At 59.7% G+C, this 17,943-nt stretch carries 16 protein-coding genes; 6 read left to right on the top strand and 10 right to left on the bottom strand.

Annotated elements, in window-relative coordinates:
• Positions 1-9: 9 nt before the first annotated feature.
• The 4 genes from KVG91_RS23520 to KVG91_RS23505 are packed head-to-tail and all read right to left on the bottom strand — an operon-like array spanning position 10 to position 3,785.
• Entirely contained in the window at positions 10-1,089 is a 1,080-nt protein-coding gene (locus KVG91_RS23520; protein ID WP_169375329.1) for a polyamine ABC transporter substrate-binding protein, read from the bottom strand.
• A 60-nt stretch (positions 1,090-1,149) separates the two neighbouring features.
• The gene (locus KVG91_RS23515; protein ID WP_169375328.1) at positions 1,150-1,491 is read right to left on the bottom strand and encodes a cupin domain-containing protein; all 342 of its coding nucleotides are present in this window, start codon (positions 1,489-1,491) and stop codon (positions 1,150-1,152) included.
• A gap of 26 nt (positions 1,492-1,517) precedes the next feature.
• Complete coding sequence (locus KVG91_RS23510; RefSeq protein ID WP_169375327.1) at positions 1,518-2,924, bottom strand: NAD(P)/FAD-dependent oxidoreductase; 1,407 nt, start codon at positions 2,922-2,924, stop codon at positions 1,518-1,520.
• 51 nt (positions 2,925-2,975) lie between these two features.
• On the bottom strand, positions 2,976-3,785 hold the full coding sequence (locus KVG91_RS23505; RefSeq protein WP_169375326.1) for a helix-turn-helix transcriptional regulator: 810 nt from the start codon (positions 3,783-3,785) through the stop codon (positions 2,976-2,978).
• Positions 3,786-4,034: 249 nt separating this feature from the next.
• On the opposite strand from KVG91_RS23505, the gene KVG91_RS23500 reads away from it, so the two are divergent.
• Positions 4,035-4,307: a DUF1652 domain-containing protein gene (locus KVG91_RS23500; protein ID WP_169375325.1), complete on the top strand. Its 273-nt coding sequence runs from the start codon at positions 4,035-4,037 to the stop codon at positions 4,305-4,307.
• Positions 4,308-4,357: 50 nt separating this feature from the next.
• Here the strand turns inward: KVG91_RS23500 and KVG91_RS23495 are convergent, their stop codons facing one another.
• Positions 4,358-6,817, bottom strand: a complete 2,460-nt coding sequence (locus KVG91_RS23495; RefSeq protein WP_169375324.1) for a UvrD-helicase domain-containing protein — start codon at positions 6,815-6,817, stop codon at positions 4,358-4,360.
• Positions 6,818-7,036: 219 nt separating this feature from the next.
• On the opposite strand from KVG91_RS23495, the gene KVG91_RS23490 reads away from it, so the two are divergent.
• A complete protein-coding gene (locus KVG91_RS23490; RefSeq protein WP_169375323.1) occupies positions 7,037-7,732 on the top strand; it encodes a pirin family protein in 696 nt (231 codons plus the stop codon).
• Positions 7,733-7,879: 147 nt separating this feature from the next.
• On the opposite strand, the gene pgm is transcribed toward KVG91_RS23490, so the two are convergent.
• From pgm to KVG91_RS23470, 4 genes are all read right to left on the bottom strand, one after another.
• Positions 7,880-9,523: a phosphoglucomutase (alpha-D-glucose-1,6-bisphosphate-dependent) gene (gene pgm, locus KVG91_RS23485; RefSeq protein ID WP_217894944.1), complete on the bottom strand. Its 1,644-nt coding sequence runs from the start codon at positions 9,521-9,523 to the stop codon at positions 7,880-7,882.
• Between the two features lie 105 nt (positions 9,524-9,628).
• Positions 9,629-11,035 (bottom strand): aminotransferase-like domain-containing protein, encoded by a 1,407-nt coding sequence (locus KVG91_RS23480; RefSeq protein WP_169378837.1) that lies wholly within the window; start codon positions 11,033-11,035, stop codon positions 9,629-9,631.
• Positions 11,032-12,441, bottom strand: a complete 1,410-nt coding sequence (locus tag KVG91_RS23475) for a hypothetical protein (protein WP_169378838.1) — start codon at positions 12,439-12,441, stop codon at positions 11,032-11,034. Before KVG91_RS23475 ends, KVG91_RS23480 begins: the two co-directional genes overlap by 4 nt.
• Before the next feature lie 706 nt (positions 12,442-13,147).
• Positions 13,148-14,170, bottom strand: coding sequence for a zinc-dependent alcohol dehydrogenase family protein (locus tag KVG91_RS23470; RefSeq protein ID WP_169378839.1), 1,023 nt, complete (start codon positions 14,168-14,170; stop codon positions 13,148-13,150).
• 268 nt (positions 14,171-14,438) lie between these two features.
• Between KVG91_RS23470 and KVG91_RS23465 the strand changes: the two genes are divergently transcribed.
• Positions 14,439-15,353 (top strand): LysR family transcriptional regulator, encoded by a 915-nt coding sequence (locus tag KVG91_RS23465; protein ID WP_076954862.1) that lies wholly within the window; start codon positions 14,439-14,441, stop codon positions 15,351-15,353.
• 203 nt (positions 15,354-15,556) lie between these two features.
• On the opposite strand, the gene KVG91_RS23460 is transcribed toward KVG91_RS23465, so the two are convergent.
• A complete protein-coding gene (locus KVG91_RS23460) occupies positions 15,557-16,459 on the bottom strand; it encodes a LysR family transcriptional regulator (RefSeq protein WP_169378840.1) in 903 nt (300 codons plus the stop codon).
• Between the two features lie 149 nt (positions 16,460-16,608).
• Here KVG91_RS23460 and KVG91_RS23455 point away from each other — a divergent pair, with 149 nt between their 5' ends.
• The 3 genes from KVG91_RS23455 to KVG91_RS23445 all read left to right on the top strand — a co-directional run bounded on the left by KVG91_RS23455 (position 16,609) and on the right by KVG91_RS23445 (position 17,933).
• A complete protein-coding gene (locus tag KVG91_RS23455; protein WP_003445639.1) occupies positions 16,609-16,806 on the top strand; it encodes a tautomerase family protein in 198 nt (65 codons plus the stop codon).
• A gap of 88 nt (positions 16,807-16,894) precedes the next feature.
• Entirely contained in the window at positions 16,895-17,248 is a 354-nt protein-coding gene (locus KVG91_RS23450; RefSeq protein ID WP_169378874.1) for a putative quinol monooxygenase, read from the top strand.
• Between the two features lie 70 nt (positions 17,249-17,318).
• Positions 17,319-17,933 (top strand): nitroreductase family protein, encoded by a 615-nt coding sequence (locus KVG91_RS23445; RefSeq protein WP_169378841.1) that lies wholly within the window; start codon positions 17,319-17,321, stop codon positions 17,931-17,933.
• Positions 17,934-17,943: the final 10 nt, after the last annotated feature.

The raw sequence follows: 17,943 nt of genomic DNA, 5'->3' as shown, positions 1-17,943 counted from the left end.
TGAACTAACCTAGCGGCCGGTACGGATGGTATTCCACACTCGCGTACGCACCCGGTCGACATTCAACGGCATCGCCTCCAAGGCAAACAACTTGCCCATCATTTCCGGGCTTGGGTACACCTTGGTGTCCGCCCTGATTGCCGGGTCTACCAGGCTGTCCGCCGCGGCGTTGCCATTGGCGTAATGCACGTAGTTGGTGATGCTGGCCATCACGTCCGGGCGCAGCAGGTAGTTCATGAAGGCATAGCCGGCTTTTTCGTTTGGCGCGTCGGCGGGCATGGCGACCATGTCGAACCAGATCGCGGCGCCTTCCTTGGGAATGTTGTAGCCGATGTTCACGCCGTTTTTGGCTTCCCTGGCACGGCTTTCGGCCTGCAGGATGTCGCCCGAGAAGCCCACCGCCACGCAGATATCGCCGTTGGCCAGGTCTGCGGTGTATTTCGAGGAATGGAAGTACGCCACATACGGTCGCACTTTCATCAGCAGCTCTTCAGCCTTCTTGTAGTCCTCAGTCTTTTTGCTGTGGTGCGGCAAGCCCAGGTAGTTGAGCGCGGCCGGCAGCAGTTCCGGGCCGTTGTCGAGAATCGCCACGCCGCATTTTTGCAACTTGGCCATGTTCTCGGGCTTGAAGATCAGGTCCCAGGAGTCGACCGGTGCATTGTCGCCCAGTACCGCCTTGACCTTGTCGATGTTGTAGCCGATGCCGGTGCTGCCCCACAGGTATGGGAAACCATGGACGTTGCCCGGATCGTTGTTTTCCAGGGCCTTGAGCAACACCGGGTTGAGGTTTTTCCAATTGGGCAACTGACGCTTGTCGAGCTTCTTCAAGGCGCCGCCCTGGATCTGCCGCGCCATGAAATGGTTGGACGGGAACACCACGTCGTAGCCGGATTTCCCGGTCATCAACTTGCCGTCGAGGGTTTCATTGCTGTCGTACACGTCGTAGGTGAAACCGATACCGGTTTCTTTCTGGAAGTTTCTGGTGGTGTCCGGCGCGATATAGTCCGACCAGTTGTAGATCTTCACTGTCTCGACGGCCTGGCTGATAGAGGCCACCAACATCAAGGGCAACAGGGCAATGGCTTTCATGGTTCGATTTCCTGGCGGTTTTAGGGCTGTTGTTATGGCAGGCGATCAAGGATCAAAGGGTTACAGGATCAGTACGTACGTCTTGCGCACGGTTTCCTGGATATCCCAGATGCCCGTGCTGTTGGCCGGCAACATCAGTGCATCGCCGGCTTCTATATGGACGATTTCACCGGCGTCCGGGGTGAAGGTGCAGCGGCCCTGGATGAAGTGGCAAAACTCCTGGGATTTGATCTGCCGACGCCAGCGGCCCGGGGTGCACTCCCAGATGCCGGTTTCGACGCCGTCGCTGCGCTCGACACTCAGGGTCGAGGCCACGGCGATGGGCTCGTTCAGCGGCACCGCCACGGGCGATGAGTCCGGCAAATGGGCGTTCAACGTGTCTTTGAATTGAGTGATGCTCATGGCTTTTTCCGTGTGAATGAAACAATTCAGTGCATGAAGCTTTCCATGAACCCGGCCACGCCGGTCGCCAGCTTGCGACGCCAAGGGGCGGTGTTGGGGCTGGCCAGCACTTGGTCTTCATGGACGAAACTGCGAATGATCGCGTTGTAACCCAGCCAGCGGCACGGCTCGGGCTCCCAGGGTCTGAGCGCCTCGAGGCCGCGTTCGCGGATCACCCAGGGCTGGTGGGTCAGCGCGGTGTCACGCCCCAGGATCAGATCGGCCAGGGTGCGCCCGCCCAAGTGGGTAGCGCCTACGCCCTCCCCGCCATACCCCCCCGACAGCGCGATACCCGTTCTGTGGTCGCATAGCATGTGCGGTCGGAAGTTGCGCGACATACCCAGGTTGCCGCCCCAGGAATGGGTGATCCTTACGTTCTTGAGCTGTGGGAAAAGCTCACCGAACAGGTAGCGACGCAGTTCCACTTCGCTGTCGGTCAAGTCGAAGTTGTGGCGCAGTTTGCTGGCGAACTGATAACCGCCACGCGCGCCGAACACCAGGCGGTTATCCGCCGAACGCTGGCCGTAGGTTACCTGGCGGCTGCTTTCGCCAAATGCCTGGCCATGGCACAAGCCGATCTCATCCCAGGTACTGGCCGGCAACGGCTCGGTGGCAACGATCAGGCTTTGTACCGGCAGTTGGTAACGGCCCAGTGGCGCCAAGGTGGTGGCATAACCCTCCACCGCCGGCACCACCCAGCCGGCGCGGACACTGGCCTTAGCCGTGCGCAGGCCGCCGGACTGCCAATGGGTGACCAGGCTGTTTTCGTAGAGCGTCACGCCCATGGCTTCAACCACCCGTGCCAGGCCGCGCACCAGCTTGGCGGGGTTGATGGTTGCGACGTGTGGCGCGTAAATGCCGCCGTAGGGCTTGGCGATGCGGATCTGCTCGGCCAGTTGCTGCGGGCTGAGCCAGCGGTAGTCGGCCTCGGTCAGGCCCTGGGCGTAGAGTTTATCCAGGTAGCGGCGCAGGCTGCCTTCCTGCTCGGGGTAACGGGCTGCGCAGTACAGCGCGCCCCCCTTGCGGTAGTCACAATCGATGCCTTCACGCGCCAGCACCTGGGCCACTTCGTCGGGAATGGCGTGCAACAGGTCGAACGAGGCGCGCCGCTGTTCGGGATTCAGGCCGGCCAGCAAACGGTCTTCGCCCAACAGGTTGCCCATCAACCAGCCGCCGTTGCGACCCGACGCGCCAAAACCGGCGGTTTGCGCTTCGATAATCGCGACTTTCAGCTCGGGGGCCTGGCGTTTCAGGTAATACGCGGTCCACAGCCCGGTATAGCCGGCGCCGATGATGGCCACGTTGACGTCCAAGTCATGCTCCAGGGCTGGCCGCGCGCGCAGCGGGTCGTCCAACTGGTCCATCCATAAGCTGATGTTGCGCCATGCCGGCATGCCGGGTTCTCCCCTACCTCGTTTTGATAGGGTGGATCCTAGAGCGCGCGGTCAGGGATTGTCTTGCGCGCGTGCACGCAGGGAAATGTGTTTGACGTAGGCCTTGGGCGACTGGCCGGTGTGCTGGCGGAACGCGCTGTAGAACGCCGACAGCGAGTTGAAACCGGCCGCGAACGCCAGGTCGTCGATCTTTATCGGCGGCACGGCCTTGTCCAGCGCGGCCAGCAAATGCTGGAGCCTGGCCTGGTTGACGTAGCGATAGAAACTTTGTCCCAGCACCTGATTCAGCAGATAGGAAATCTGATTGCGGCTGTAGCCGCACTCCCTGGAAACGCGCTGCAGGTCCAGCTCCGGGTCCAGGTAGGGTTGTTTGCGTTCAAAATACTGCTGCAGGTCGTTGGCCATGTGCCCCAGTTGCTGGGGCGACAGCCCCAAGCGGCTGAACGAAGGCCGCGCGGCCTGGGCAGGTCGCTCGTGTACCAGGGACGCGTACTCGTTGACCCGCCAGATCAACCCGTCGCGCACAGTGATGGCTTCGCTGGTGCGAAACGACACCAGGCCCTGGCCGCCCCGCAAGGTAATGCGGTATTGGATAAACGCGGTATCGCCGTCGACACGGATACGGTCAGTGTGCTCAATCGCCTCGTCCGCTTCTCGCGGCATGCTGGCCTGCAGGTATTCGCGCAACTCAGCGAAACCGACCACACGGTTCTGGAAGAAATCGTGGTACTGGATGTGCGGGTGATAGTAGGACATCACGCCCTCCAGATCCCGATGGCGCCAGCACAGGTGGTGGCGCAGTACCAGCTCGCGTGTGGCTTGGGAGTGCTGGGCATCATCGTCTGCAGCGATGTCTGGCATGGCGGGCTCTGGGGCGAACAAACCGTGGAGATTGCCGAAGTTTGCCGGCGCGTACAATCGCCAGTTGGCGGCACCGGGTAATGGCCTTTTGCCCAATTACAGGTAAGACATGATCCATGTCAAGACAACTGCCGAACGGGGCCAAAAAAATCACCAGCCAATTGCGAACGAATGCTATTTTTTAAGCTCTACGACGCCACGACCATTGACGGTCCTGGCCCCCCTGCCGCGAGCTAAAGGAAGCGCTCAATGAACAAGGTGGGCAACATGAACAAAGTGACGTTTCCCAACGCCTGCCAGCTGATGCGCTGGCACTTTCATCCGATGGGTTTCGAGGGCAGCATGGACGCACCGGGCAGTATGATCGTGCGCCTGTTCGACCGCGCCAGCGGCGAAACCCTGATCGCCATTGCTGGGATCCCCTGTGCCACGGTGATGAATGCGGCAGATGTCGAGCGCATTATCGAGGCGGTGGAAGATGAGCTGGCCTCATTTGTGCCGCCGCAGTTATTGCGGGCTTGATCAACTCTCTACCAAACACTGGAGATCCCACATTTGAATTGTGTTCATCGTTAACTGCGTTGATCGTCGAAAAATGCCTTTTTACCGTCCACGCGCTCCGACGCCCTGGGCACATTTACCGCCTGGCCATCAGGCTTCTCCACATACCAGTAGCAATGGCTCACCGCCCGGGTAATGCCCACATACGCCAGGCGCAACACCTCATCCTTCTGCGCATTGTCATAGGGCTCGCTGTCGCCTTCCTTGCCCAGGCCCGCCATGCGGTACACCTGGTTTTTATAGGGTGAGCGGGTGACATGCTGGCAATCACCCAGCAGAAACACCGCGTCGGCTTGCAACCCCTTGGCACTGTGATAAGTCAACTGCTTGAGCCTGCGCGCCTCGCGCGGCAAGCTAGAATCTACATTAACTACCGCCTGAATATGCTCCTGAATCAACAACTTATCGCTGCTTCTTCGATAAAGCATCAAAATTGAATCGCCCTTTTGATAGTGCTCCAGCAATTGCTGCCCCATTGCCGCGTCGGCCCGTTCCAGCACCTTGACCGGCACCAACGCCTTGGGCGCCCCACTGGCCTTGGCCTTCTTACCAGGGATCGCCGGCGCGGCGCGTACGATGTGCTCGGCCGCGTCGATGATGTGCTGATGGCTGCGGTAGTTCTCACCCAGCATCACGCGGGTGGTGGCCGGTGACGGAAACTCTTGGTTGAAGGCCATGAAGTATTTGGGCGAGCTCCCGCGCCAGCCGTAAATCGACTGCCAGTCATCCCCCACGCACAGCAGCGATGACTGCTGTGCGCCACGCCCAACGTGCATGGCCGGACCACGGCTGCGGATCTCGCGCAGGCTGGCGCGGATCCACGAGACGATTTGCGGCGAAACGTCCTGGAATTCGTCGATCATCAGGTGCGACAACGGCCGCAACAGCGGGTCGCTGAGCAGCTTGAGGTTTTCCGGGGTGTTTTCGCCGAACAGCGAAAACATGCGGTTATACGTCATGATCGGTGGCGACTGGCCAAGCAGATGATCTTCCAAGGCCTTCCAGAAGATACTCAGGGCTTCAAAGAAGAAACGGTCCGGATCGTCCTTGGCGAAGCTCATTTGCCCGACGGCGCTCGGCACGTCGAGCCCAAGGTTCTCGATAAACCCTGCCGCCATCACGAAACTGTCCAGCAACGGCGCCGAGGACAATTCACCCTTGACCTTGTAATCAAAGCCCGGCCCCGCTGCGGCATCGCCGGCCAAGCTGCTTAACAGTCGCTTTGATGATTCATAGTTATCTAGCCATATCAACGGCTTATGACAGAAAGCTTGAAACAAGGTGCGCTTAACAGCCCACTCTGCACGCACTGACAGTTTCGCGTTCGGCCGGCTGATCTGGGGGTTTTCACGCGAGTCGAAGCCCAGCACCACCCAGGCGTCCAGCTCGGGAATATAGCCATGGCAATGAAACTGCGCGCCGTTGATCTCCACGGTCTGGCGATTGGGCTCAATGCCCCTGATCGGCCAGGCACCCGCGCGGAACCACAGGTCCTCGATCACATCGCAGAGTTCTTCATCACGCTTGGCGGCCAGCTCGGTCACGGCCACGCGTTTTTGGACGTCGGGATGATCCCTTTCCAACGCCTTGAGCTGCAGCCCGTGGCGCGCCAGTGGCGCGATGAGTTCACGGAAGCGCGCATGGTGCCCGTGCAGCCGGTGGTAACAGGCATTCATGTGCTGGCGCTGGGCTTCGTTGATGCGCAGGTCAAAGGGGTTGCTGTCGGCGTCTTCAAAGCCCGAGCTGAGGTTTTCGAACGCTTGCAGACGCTCAAAGCCCGGCAGGCTGCGTACCATCGGCAGGATGCGCGAGTGGAAGGTGCGCACCACGGCCTGGGCCTCTTTCACTCCGAGGGGCTGGCCCCAAAGGTCAAGAACCTCCATGAGCTTGCTGATAAAGTCTTTACGCGACTCCCGGGTGAAGGTCACCACCGTCATGGAGCTGAGCTCAAAGCCCAGGTAATGGGTGAGCAGCAAGATCCGCAGTACCAGCGAAGTGGATTTGCCCGCCCCGGCACCGGCAATGACCGAGGTCGACGGTGTGTCGCTGAAAATCATTTTCCATTGCGCCGTGCTCGGCTGAGCGTGGGCCGGCAGCAAGCGCGCTACATCCGCCTTGATGCGCCTCTTCAACTCGGCGGTGAGCGGCAGGCGCCAATCGTTGAAGAGATTGTCGTCGACCCCCGGCGCACGGTGCTCATCCGGGCGAAAATCGCGGATCAGCAGAACCTGCCGGCCTTCCTCGATGCCTTCGGCCTTGCCCTCGCGATAGCCGTACTCGACGCCCGCTTCATGCCCGCTGCGAAAGCCATCGGCCTGCCCGTGCAACCAGGAAAACCGGTGCTGGGCGCGCAAACGCGTAAGGCCATGGCCAAACAGGCGTGCGGCCAGGCGCTTGAGCCAAGGCATCTCTGCCAGCGGGCGCAGCTCAATGGGAAGATCAGTGGGCAAATCAGGCGGTTGTAGCGACACGCGGACTCCTGCGATGAGTGTGAGGCTGACACAGGCGCCATGGTCGCCGGAATCGACGCTCAATTCCAGCCAATTGCTTTGCGTTCATGCAGTTAGGCGATGAACTGAAAGTCAAAACGCCTGCAACCAATCTAATAGACTGATAGGAATCAGGCAGTTTTTACGCTTTTTATCGATCATGAGCTGCAGGATCATAGGCGCCATCCACAGGAGACGATCATGCTTGAACTGCCACCTTTCAACTCCCTGGGCGGCGCCCATCATGGCTGGCTTGACGCCCATCACCACTTCTCGTTTGCCGAGTATCACGACCCCCAGCGCATGCACTGGGGCAACCTGCGGGTCTGGAACGACGACATCATCGCGCCAGGCACCGGCTTCCCGCAGCATTCACATCGCGACATGGAGATCATTACTTATGTGCGTGAAGGTGCGATCAGCCATGCCGATAACCTCGGCAACAAGGGTCGCACCGAGGCAGGTGATGTCCAGGTGATGAGCGCGGGCACCGGGATCGCCCACAGCGAGTACAACCTGGAAGGCGCACCGACCAAGATTTTCCAGATCTGGATTATGCCCAACGAAGCCGGTCTGCCGCCGTCGTGGGGCGCCAAGCCGTTTCCCAAAGGCGGCCTGGAAGGCTTTGTGACCCTTGCCAGCGGCAAGGCGGGAGACAGCGAGAGCCTGCGCATCCGCGCTGATGCACGCTTGGTGGCGGCGAACCTGAAGGCTGGGGAAAGCGCCGAATATCGACTGGAGAGCGGGCGTCGCGCCTACCTCGTACCGACGACGGGAGTGATTGACGTCAATGGCGTGCGTGCGCAAGCTCGAGACGGTGTTGCGGTTGAAGATGAGCAGGTCTTGCGGGTAACAGCGCTTGAAGACAGCGAGATCGTGCTGGTCGACCTCGCCTGAACCTGTAGTGAGCGGGCTCGCCCCGCGCTGGGGGGCGAAGCCGCCCCAATAAAATACCGCTGTCTGTCAGACAGAACGCGGTGCCTGGTTTTAGGGCGGCTTTGCCCCCCAGCGCGGGGCAAGCCCGCTCACTACAGTCTTTCAGCGTTATTGGGTGATAGCACCGTCCACCAGCACCTGCGCCTCTTCCACCAACCGCTTGAGGTGATCTTCACCGATAAAGCTCTCGGCGTAGATCTTGTAGATGTCCTCGGTACCCGATGGCCGTGCGGCGAACCAGCCGTTTTCGGTCATCACCTTCAGCCCGCCGATCGCCTGGTTATTGCCCGGCGCGTGGCTGAGAATCTGCTGGATGCTTTCGCCGGCCAACTCGGTGGAGGTCACCTGGTCGGGCGACAACTTGCCGAGCAAGGCTTTCTGCGCCGGGGTGGCCTTGGCATCCACACGAATCGCGAACGGCTCGCCCAGGGCGTCGGTCAGGCCGCGGTAGATCTGGCTGGGGTCCTGGCCTTTGCGCGAGGTCATTTCCGCCGCCAGCAGCGCGGGGATCAAGCCGTCCTTGTCAGTGCTCCACACGGTCCCGTCCTTGCGCAAGAACGAAGCGCCGGCGCTTTCTTCGCCACCAAACCCCAGCGAACCTTCGAACAAACCATCGGCGAACCATTTGAAGCCCACCGGCACTTCGTACAGACGACGGCCGATACGCGCAGCCACGCGGTCAATCAGGCCGCTGCTGACGACGGTCTTGCCCACGGCCGCGTCGGCGCGCCACTCGGGGCGATTCTGGAACAGGTAGTCGATGGACACCGCCAGGTAATTGTTGGGCGCCAACAGGCCACCGGACGGGGTGACGATGCCGTGGCGGTCGTGGTCCGGGTCGCAGGCGAAGGCCACGTCAAAGCGCTCCTTGAGGCCGATGAGGCCTTGCATGGCGTAGCTGGAAGACGGGTCCATGCGGATCTGGCCGTCCCAGTCGACGCTCATGAAGCGGAACGTGGCGTCGACTTCAGTGTTCACCACCTCCAGGTTCAACCGGTAGTGCTCGGCAATCGCCGACCAGTAGCGCACACCTGCGCCACCCAATGGGTCTACGCCCAGGCGCAGGTCTGCGCTGCGGATGGCGTCCATGTCGATCACATTGACCAGGTCTGCCACGTAGCTATTGAGGTAATCATGACGATGGGTGGTGGCGGCCTTGAGTGCCTGAGCATGGGGCATGCGCTTGACCCCGGCCAATTGAGCGGCCAGCAGTTCATTGGCCTTGGCTTCGATCCACTTGGTCACATGGGTGTCGGCCGGGCCGCCATTGGGCGGGTTGTACTTGTAGCCGCCACTCTGCGGCGGGTTGTGCGACGGCGTGATCACGATGCCGTCGGCCAAGCCGCTGGTACGGCCACGGTTGTAGCAGATGATCGCGTGGGAAATGGCGGGGGTCGGCGTGTATTCATCGCCTTCGGCCAGCATCACGTGCACGCCGTTAGCGGCCAGCACCTCCAGGGCGCTGGCACCGGCAGGCGTGGACAGCGCGTGAGTGTCCAGGCCAACAAACAGGGGGCCGTTGATACCCTGGGCTTCGCGATACAGGCAGATGGCTTGGCTGATGGCCAGCACGTGCCATTCGTTAAAGCTCAAATCGAACGAGCTGCCACGGTGCCCGGAGGTACCAAAAGCGACGCGTTGGGTGGAGATAGCTGCATCAGGCCGGCCGGTGTAATAGGCCGTAACCAGTCGCGGGAGATCCACCAGCAACTGGGCTGGCGCCGGTTTGCCCGCAAAAGGACTGATTGTCATGCATGGACCTCGCAAAGAAGAATTCGGAAGTGAAGGCAGTTTACTGAGAGTTCGACTACCGCGCGACGTTATCGATCCGACAAAACTAACAGAAACTTCGCGTATTCAATCGGTCTGCGCCTGATGCAGCGCTTCGCTTATCGCAGCCAGGGCAATATCCAGGTCGGGCTGCCCGTGAAAGGTATGGCTCAGGCGCAAATATTGCTGATGCAGGCCGCTGACGCTGAATAACTCACCGGGTGCAATCACCACCTGCCGGGCGAGCAGGCGCTGGAATACCTGGCGCATATCCACAGGTCTTGTGGAACCCAGCCAGAACGTCGCCCCGGCAACCGGCGGCCGGAAGGCCACTTGATCGCCCAGATGCTGGTCCAGGCGTTGACACATCTGCTCCCCCTGCTGATGCAACAGCAGGCGCAAAGCGCGCAGGTGCTGGTCGATTCGTCCGCTCTGATACAGACGGGCGATGGCGCGCTGGCGGATCGACGACAGGCGAAAGGAACGCAGCAAAAACTGACGCTGCAACTCGCTGCTCATACGCCGAGAGAGCAGATAGCCATAGGGCGCTTCCGACCCCAATACTTTCTCGAACGAAGAAAACACCATCAATCGTTCAGGGTTCACCAACTCGTGCAGCGCCGCCTGCGGTTCCTTGAAGCCCAATTCGCCAAAAGTGTCGTTTTCCAGCAACCAGCAACCATATTGATCGAGCATTTGCGCGAGGGCCAGGCGGTCCTGGGTCGGCATGACGGTCCCGGCCGGCAGGCTGAATCGGGATGACAGCAACACCAGGTGCACAGGTTCATCGCACAACAACTGATCCAGGCTCACCAGGTCCAGACGCCCCTGGGACGTCCACGGCAATTCGATAATGCGTACCCCGGCATCCTGAAGCAGGCGCAGAACCAGCCAATCGCACGGTGATTCCACAATCACCGTGGTTCCCTTAAGACCCAGAACCTCGATGAGAATGTCCAGCACGCCCCGCAGGTCGGCACCGATGTAGACGTCATCGGCGTGCCAGCAGCGCGTGGGCGATGAGGTATACCGCGCCGCCAGCGCTGCACGCAGTTCCCAGACACCGCAGGGCTGCGCCCACGGTTGCAATTGCCGCGGGTATTGGCGCACCAGCTCGCGTTCCAGGCGCAACAGGCTGCTGTCCAGAGATGCCAGCAACGAGGGATCATCCCCACTGAGCACCACCATGCCTGGGCGACGCGCCGCTGCGTAGAGCCGGTCGAGCAGGTCCCCCCCTGCCCCCACCATCGGGTTTGCCGACAGCGGCCAGGCGTAATAACCCGACTTGGCCACCGAATAGACCCTGCCCTCCTTCTCGAGCAGCGAATAGGCGTACTGGACCGTCGAGATCGATACGTTCAAGCGCCCCGCCAACTGCCGCAGGGACGGCAGCTTTACCCGCGCATCGGTGCTGACGTCGTTGATCAGGTTGATCATGTAGCGGTAAACCGCCTGATACGCGAAATCCGCCCGCCGCTCGCCGCGCAGTGTCATCGCCCGGACAATTGACAGGCCTGCGCACTGCCATGGGCAGAGATGCCAGCACTGCGCAATTTGTTGCTTGCGTTGCCCGAGGGCCGTTTGCGGTACAGGTGCTGCAACAAAGGCAACGGCAAGCCGCTGGTGTCAGTCGCCCATTGTTGCAGCATGTCGGCGCACGGCTGGCCCTGCAGGACCTTGTGCAGCTCGGGCAGCGCAACCAGCATGCCTGGGTGGCACTGGCGCAGATAACCTTCCAGCCGCTCACCATGATGAATAAACGGTGAAAACAGCAGGCAGATCAATTGAGTTTCGTCCAGCCCAAAGAACTGCTGGGCACAGGCGCTCGATTCCATGCGCCCTTCACGGGTGCCTGCCTGCGCGAGAAACGCTTCGGGCAGGTACCGGGCCGACCGCTGGATAAAACCTTGCACTCCTTCTTCATAGGTCAGGTCTCGCAGGCATTCGGCCTGGAGCCCACGCAGATGAGCCATCAGCCGGGGGCTGGAGTAGCCTGGGTGGCTGAAGTGAAAACCCATCGGGTCATGGGCGAAGGCCATGAACTCGGTGAGCATGGTCGAGGTTCGCAGGTCTATGTCGTCAATCAAATCGGCGACGCTGATGTAGGCCAGGTGACGATGGCTGGCTTTGCTGGGGTTCGCACTCTCGACATAATGCTCGCCGTACACGTCGCGATAATAACCTGTGCTCCAGTCGTTCATTTGGGCGAACAGACCGGTGAGCGACGACGGCCACGCGTCGGGCATTGCGATACCCGCGCCGTGTGCCATGTTTTTAAGCCATGCCAGAAAATGACTTTGCTTGCGCGGTGAGTCACCGCTGACCAGTGCATGCACCCCGCCCTGCCAACAGGTGACACGCTGGTAAAAATCCCCCAGTGCCAGGTAGGTATCGCTGCACAACGTGGCGCGGCAATCACCGGAGCTCAGGTGACCCAGCATCAGACTATTGCGCTGGCTGATTTGTCGCCCAGCGATTGATGCGGGCCGCAAGTGGTTAAAAGGCAGTACTTCCTGATTCTCCACCATCAGCAGTTCGACCCTTGGATCGTCGTGCAGAAATAGACGGCCATAGCCCTGGTTGATGCCATCGAGCGTGCTCTCGGTCATTCCCCCATGCCTCAACGTTGCGACGCGCAGGTGAAAGGTGCGCGGGGCTCGGCCAGCAATGGTTAACTGCGCGGCACGCAACAGTGCCAATGTGTAGCTGCTCACTTCGCCGCCCCCATGCGCCACCAGCACTTTGTATCCGCCTACTTGCTCCATGCCTCCTGCGGCGACAATGATTCGCTGGACCAACAACTGGAGTGCCGTTCGTTCTTCGCGGGTAAAGTGCCCGATCAAACGTTGCAGAACTTGCTGGTAAACATAAGTCATCGCCTGCTCGTGAATAGTGCTCATCATTCTATTACCTGAGTTCAAATATCAATTTCAAGCAACTGCTGACAGTATTTGCTCGACCTATTACGTGTGTAAGACATGCGTGCACTACCGTGTGCGTCTTTGACTTGACACTAGCACTACGCAACAAAATGACATGCCCGCCCTCGTGCGGAGCCCTCGCCTCGAAAACGTTGAGAAACCCCTGCTTTACTGGGCCTGAATGGATCCGATCGCGGCTTTAGGATCTTTCCTACGAGCTCTTACACACCTTTAACTGACTATTAAAAGAAGCGTCTTACAAATAACCACGACATACTTTCCCACTTATTGTATTGACGCAGCCCATAGGCTCGCCTGCTTACCTGGCGCTCCGGGAACACCTCAACGTTAGTTTCAGGCACTCGCGGCGCAAGTATCAGACAATCGATCATTGCTCAGTCCTTGAGATGAAAGTGAAGGTGTAATTATCAGCGCTGGAATAATGATTAATAGATACAGAAGCTTGTCGAAAACCCATGCAGATGGATAAAGGCGAACAACCGAATCACATGCACACAAAGACGCCGCGCTGGAATTCAGGGCGGCGTCGGCGAAAAAATCAGGATTCAGGGGGGTAAAGTGCCAGCGAGGCACTGGATGGGCGCTCTAGTTAAGCCCTGTCATATGGCGCATTTGCCCCATGCGCCAACGGCGAGGAATGCTCGATTGAGAACATTCCTACACCCTAAACAGCTTCAACCTGCAACGCGACGCGCTCGCGGCACGGGCATTCATCCATGTAGCGGTGCGCTTCCACGAATTGACTGAAAGGGAACACGGTGGTTTTCAGCGGCACCAGCACGCGGTCGGCTGTCAGTTGGTTGATATCCCGCAGGGCCCGCTGCAAGGCAACTTGGTCCTGGATAATGCCAAGCTCAGGTTTGCCGGTGAAGTTACCGATGCAATGCACAAAGAACTGGATATTCTTCTGGAACGCCGCGCACGCTGGGAATGGCGTCTGGTTGCCGCCCTGCAAGCCATACAGCACGAGGCTGCCACGCGGTGCCAGTACATCGCCGAGCAACGACATTTGTGGGCCACCCAAGCCATCGAACACCACGTCGACACCGCGGTTGTCGGTGAACTTGTTGATTTGCATCAGCAGGTCCTGCTCTTCGGTGACAATGACCTTTTCCGCACCCAGCGAGAGCAGATATTCGCGCTCCGCGCTGTCCTTGGTGGCTGCAATCACTCGTACCCCCAGGGCTTTGCCCAGTTGCACAAAGGACGGGCCGGCGCAGTGGCTGGCGTCAGTCACCAGGGCAAATTGCCCGGGCTTGACCCGCGCCAGATCCATGTACGCAAAGTAGGCAATCAGTAGCGGCGTGAAATGCACGCTGGCCTCGATAGGGCTCAAGACATCCGGGTACCGGGTCAGGGCCGAACGGGGCAAGACGATCTGCTCGCCATACACCGGGTAATCATTGGGGCTCTCGGCCGGAAAACTGGCCACCTTATCGCCCACGGCCAGGTCATCCACGCCGTCGCCAACAGCAACGACTACGCCGGCCATCTCATGGCCAAGGCCGGACGGCAAACGAGCGTGGGACGACGCCAGGTTCTGGCGCCACAGAATGTCGTACCAGCTGATGCCAATCGCTTCGACACGCACCTGCACTTCGCCCGGTGCGGGCTGCGCGGCTGCATGCTCTTCGCATTTGAGCACCTCGGCCGGACCAAACTTGTGAAAACGAATCGTGCGGGACATCGCAAACCTCGTCAAAGTAACGTCTAATGCCATGAACTCTATCTGGGCTTTGCGGGTAAGACCACCGGTCGCCATTAATAGTCAACATGCCCATCATTGATTCCGCCTCTGCGGAATAGCCTTCAAGTATCGTAGGAAAACTCAATTTTCCTGTGCAGAGTAACAGCCTTTCCCCGTAAGATTCATGCCGGTCATGCTTCCAAATGGAATCTCCGGGGTTCTTATATGATCGCTTTCGTCAAGTCAGCTGACTCTTCCAGGACACAAGATGAACCGTAACGACCTGCGTCGTGTCGACCTTAACCTCTTGATCGTATTCGAAACCTTGATGCATGAGCGCAGCGTGACCCGCGCCGCCGAGAAACTGTTCCTCGGCCAGCCGGCCATCAGCGCGGCATTGTCACGCCTGCGCGGGCTGTTTGATGACCCGCTGTTCGTGCGCACCGGCCGCAGCATGGAACCGTCGGCCCGCGCGGTGGAAATCTTCGCCCTGCTCTCCCCGGCCCTGGACTCGATTTCCACCGCCGTGAGCCGCGCCGCCGAATTCGACCCGGCCACCAGCACCGCCGTGTTCCGCATCGGCCTGTCCGACGACGTCGAATTCGCCCTGCTGCCCCCACTGCTCAAGCGCTTGCGCGCCGAATCTCCCGGCATCGTACTGGTGGTGCGCCGCGTCAACTACATCCTGATGCCCGGCCTGCTCGCCTCCGGCGAAATCTCCATCGGCGTGAGCTACACCGCCGACCTGCCGGCCAACGCCAAGCGCAAAGTGCTGCGCCGCAGCCTGCCCAAACTGCTGCGCGCCGACAGCGTACCGGGCTCCCTGAGCCTGGACGACTTCTGCGCCCGCCCCCACGCATTGGTTTCGTTTGCCGGTGACTTGAGCGGGTTTATTGATGAAGAACTGGAAAAACTCGGCCGCAAACGCCACGTGGTACTGGCGGTGCCGCAGTTCAACGGCCTGGGCACACTGCTGGCGGGTACCGATATCCTGGCGACCGTGCCGGATTACGCAGCGCAGGCGCTGACCTCGGCTGGAGGTCTGCGAGCGGAAGACCCGCCGTTGCCGGTGCGCAGTTTTGAACTGCATATGGCGTGGCGTGGGTCGCAGGATAATGATCCGGGTGAGCGGTGGTTGCGGTCGCGGATTCAGATGTTTTTTGGCGACCCTGAGAGTCTTTAGGCGTCGTTGGACAGGCTGTTTAACTGATCATTTCTGGCTTTTTATGGGCATGGAGATCCATTCACTTCCCAGCCCTCCAGTTCCGTTGCTTCCCAAAATCGCCATCAACTTATTCTGGCCGAGCAAATACAACCGGACCCGGAAATAAATGGTTCGGACAACTGATGTTCGATCGGTTCAGCGAATGACTGCGTGTACAGCGTTTACTGCCAATGCGCGCACAACTTGACCAACTCGTCGACCACATACCGAACCTTGGGACGAAGGTGCGACACCTTCGGCCAGACCGCATGCACATCGACCGCTTCAGGCTCATAGGCTTGCAGCACCTCGACCAGCCTGCCGGCCTCGATGTCATTCTGGAACAGGCTGCGTGGCATCTGGCACAGGCCGGCGCCAGCCACGGCGGCAAGAATCATGACTTCGCCATCGCCGATCTGGTGCGTTGAAGGAGGGGCGTAACGGACGGTCTGACCCGCCTGCATCACTCGCCACGCCAGCGGCTGGCCGCGCCGATGGCCGACGATGCAACGATGCTGGGTCAGCTCTTCCAGCGTTTGCGGGGTGCCAAAGCGCGCAAGGTAGTCAGGGGAAGCGCAGACGGCCCAGCGTTGGCGGGTCAATCGTCGCGCTACCAGGCCGCTGGTGTCCTGCAGTTCGCCGAACCGTACCAACAAATCAATACCCTCTTCGAACGGGTCCACCAGATGATCGGAAAACGTCAGGCTCAATTGCAGCGCCGGGTATTTGTTGGCGATCTCAAACAACAGTGGCGCGACGACCCGCCGTCCGAAGGCCACCGGGACATCAACCCGCAAACGGCCAGAAGGTTCACCACCACCTGGCCCCAGACCGCTTTCAGCGGTGCCGATTTCCTCCAAGGCCGTGGAACACGCGACGAAGTAGGCCTCACCATCGGCGGTGAGAGATATCCGTCGCGTCGTGCGATGAAACAACTGCGTGCCCAGACGCTCTTCCAAACGCGCAATGGCCTTGCCAACGGCAGATTTTGACAGTCCCAAGCGATCTGCTGCCTGGGTAAAGCTGGACGAACGCGCGGCCACAACGAAGGTGATGACGCCCTGAAAGGAGTCGATAGGTACCATGATGAGCCCGCCATTGTAGAGTTTTGATCTACCAAGATTATAGTTGCAGGCCGTTTATCGCCACAGTGTTCAACAGTACGATGGATTCCAGTCAGACAACGGTGCACTTCGCGCACCTCTCCCAGTCAATGCCCTAGAAGGAATATTTCATGCCCGTCGTACGTGTGAGCTGGTTCGAAGGTAAAGAACACGCGCAGAAAGCTGCTGTTGCAGCCGATATCACCGAAAGCATCGTTAAACACACCGGTACCGATGCCAATTACATCTATGTGATTTTCGAAGACGTAGCCGCCTCGGATTGGGCCGGCGCCGGCAAGCTGTTCGGCGAAGCACCCGAAAAGTCCTGACGCTGCCCCAACCTGCACCGCATGCATCGGCTAACCCAGCGATGTGGCCGTGCAGACTTTTGTCATCCATCTGCCGGAGACCGCCACCATGCATCCCCATATTTCCTGCCTGTTCTCCCTCGCGGTCAAGCCCGCAGAGCTCGCTGAATTCAAAGCACTGATCGCCACAATCGTTGCTGCCACCAAGGCTGAGCCGGGCACACTGGTTTACGAATACAGCGTCAACGAAGACAACAGTACCGTGCACATCCTTGAGCGTTATAACGTCGATGCCGTGGTAAGCCACGTCGACACCACGTTTGCGCCTTTCGGCCAGCGTTTCCTGGAGTTGTGCACCGTCACTAGCCTGGTGGTCTACGGCACCCCCGACGCTGAAATCCGCAAGCGCCTGGACCCGTTCGGCGCCGTTTACATGACCCCATTCGATGGTTTCAGCCGCTGAATTGAAACAAGGCGCAGGTTCAACAGTGACTAACGTGCCCTGCCTATCCTTATCCCGCACAGAGATCACCATGTCCGCTATCGCTGAAGTTATTAAGTCTCGCGTCTCCGCCAACAGCTACGACACTGAACGTTCACTGACGATCGCTCAGATCACCGCGTTGGTCGACTTGGCTACGCACGCGCCGTCCGCCTTCAACCTGCAAAACTGGAAGTTCCTAGCAGTACACAGCACTCAAGCCAAAGCGCGCTTGTTGCCATTGGCATTCGGTCAGCAAAAGGTCGTGGACGCCGCTGTGACGTTTATTGTCTGCGGCACCCTGAACCCGCATCTAACTTTGCCCGATGCATTGAAGCCGACCCTGGATGCCGGAATCATTGACCAGTCCGTCTATGACATGTGGGTGGGTGCGGCTCAAGGCATGTACAAGGAAAACGCTCAATTGCAGCGCGACGAAGCCATCCGCTCTGGCTCACTAGCCGCGATGACCCTGATGTTGGCCGCCAAGGGCCAAGGCCTGGTTTCGACGCCGATGATCGGGTTCGATCAAATTGCAGTGGCCAAGGAGTTTGGGCTGTCGGATGAAGAAGTGCCGGTGATGTTGATCACGGTTGGCTACCCGGGTGTGGCCAACTGGCCCCAGAAACCGCGTAAAGAAGTAAGCAACGTATTGCAGTTCGTTTAGCGCTTGTCGC

The organism is Pseudomonas azadiae, assembly GCF_019145355.1.
Taxonomy (GTDB): domain Bacteria; phylum Pseudomonadota; class Gammaproteobacteria; order Pseudomonadales; family Pseudomonadaceae; genus Aquipseudomonas; species Aquipseudomonas azadiae.
Note: the sequence above shows the minus strand (reverse complement) of the source record. Positions and strands in the feature narration are given on the sequence as shown.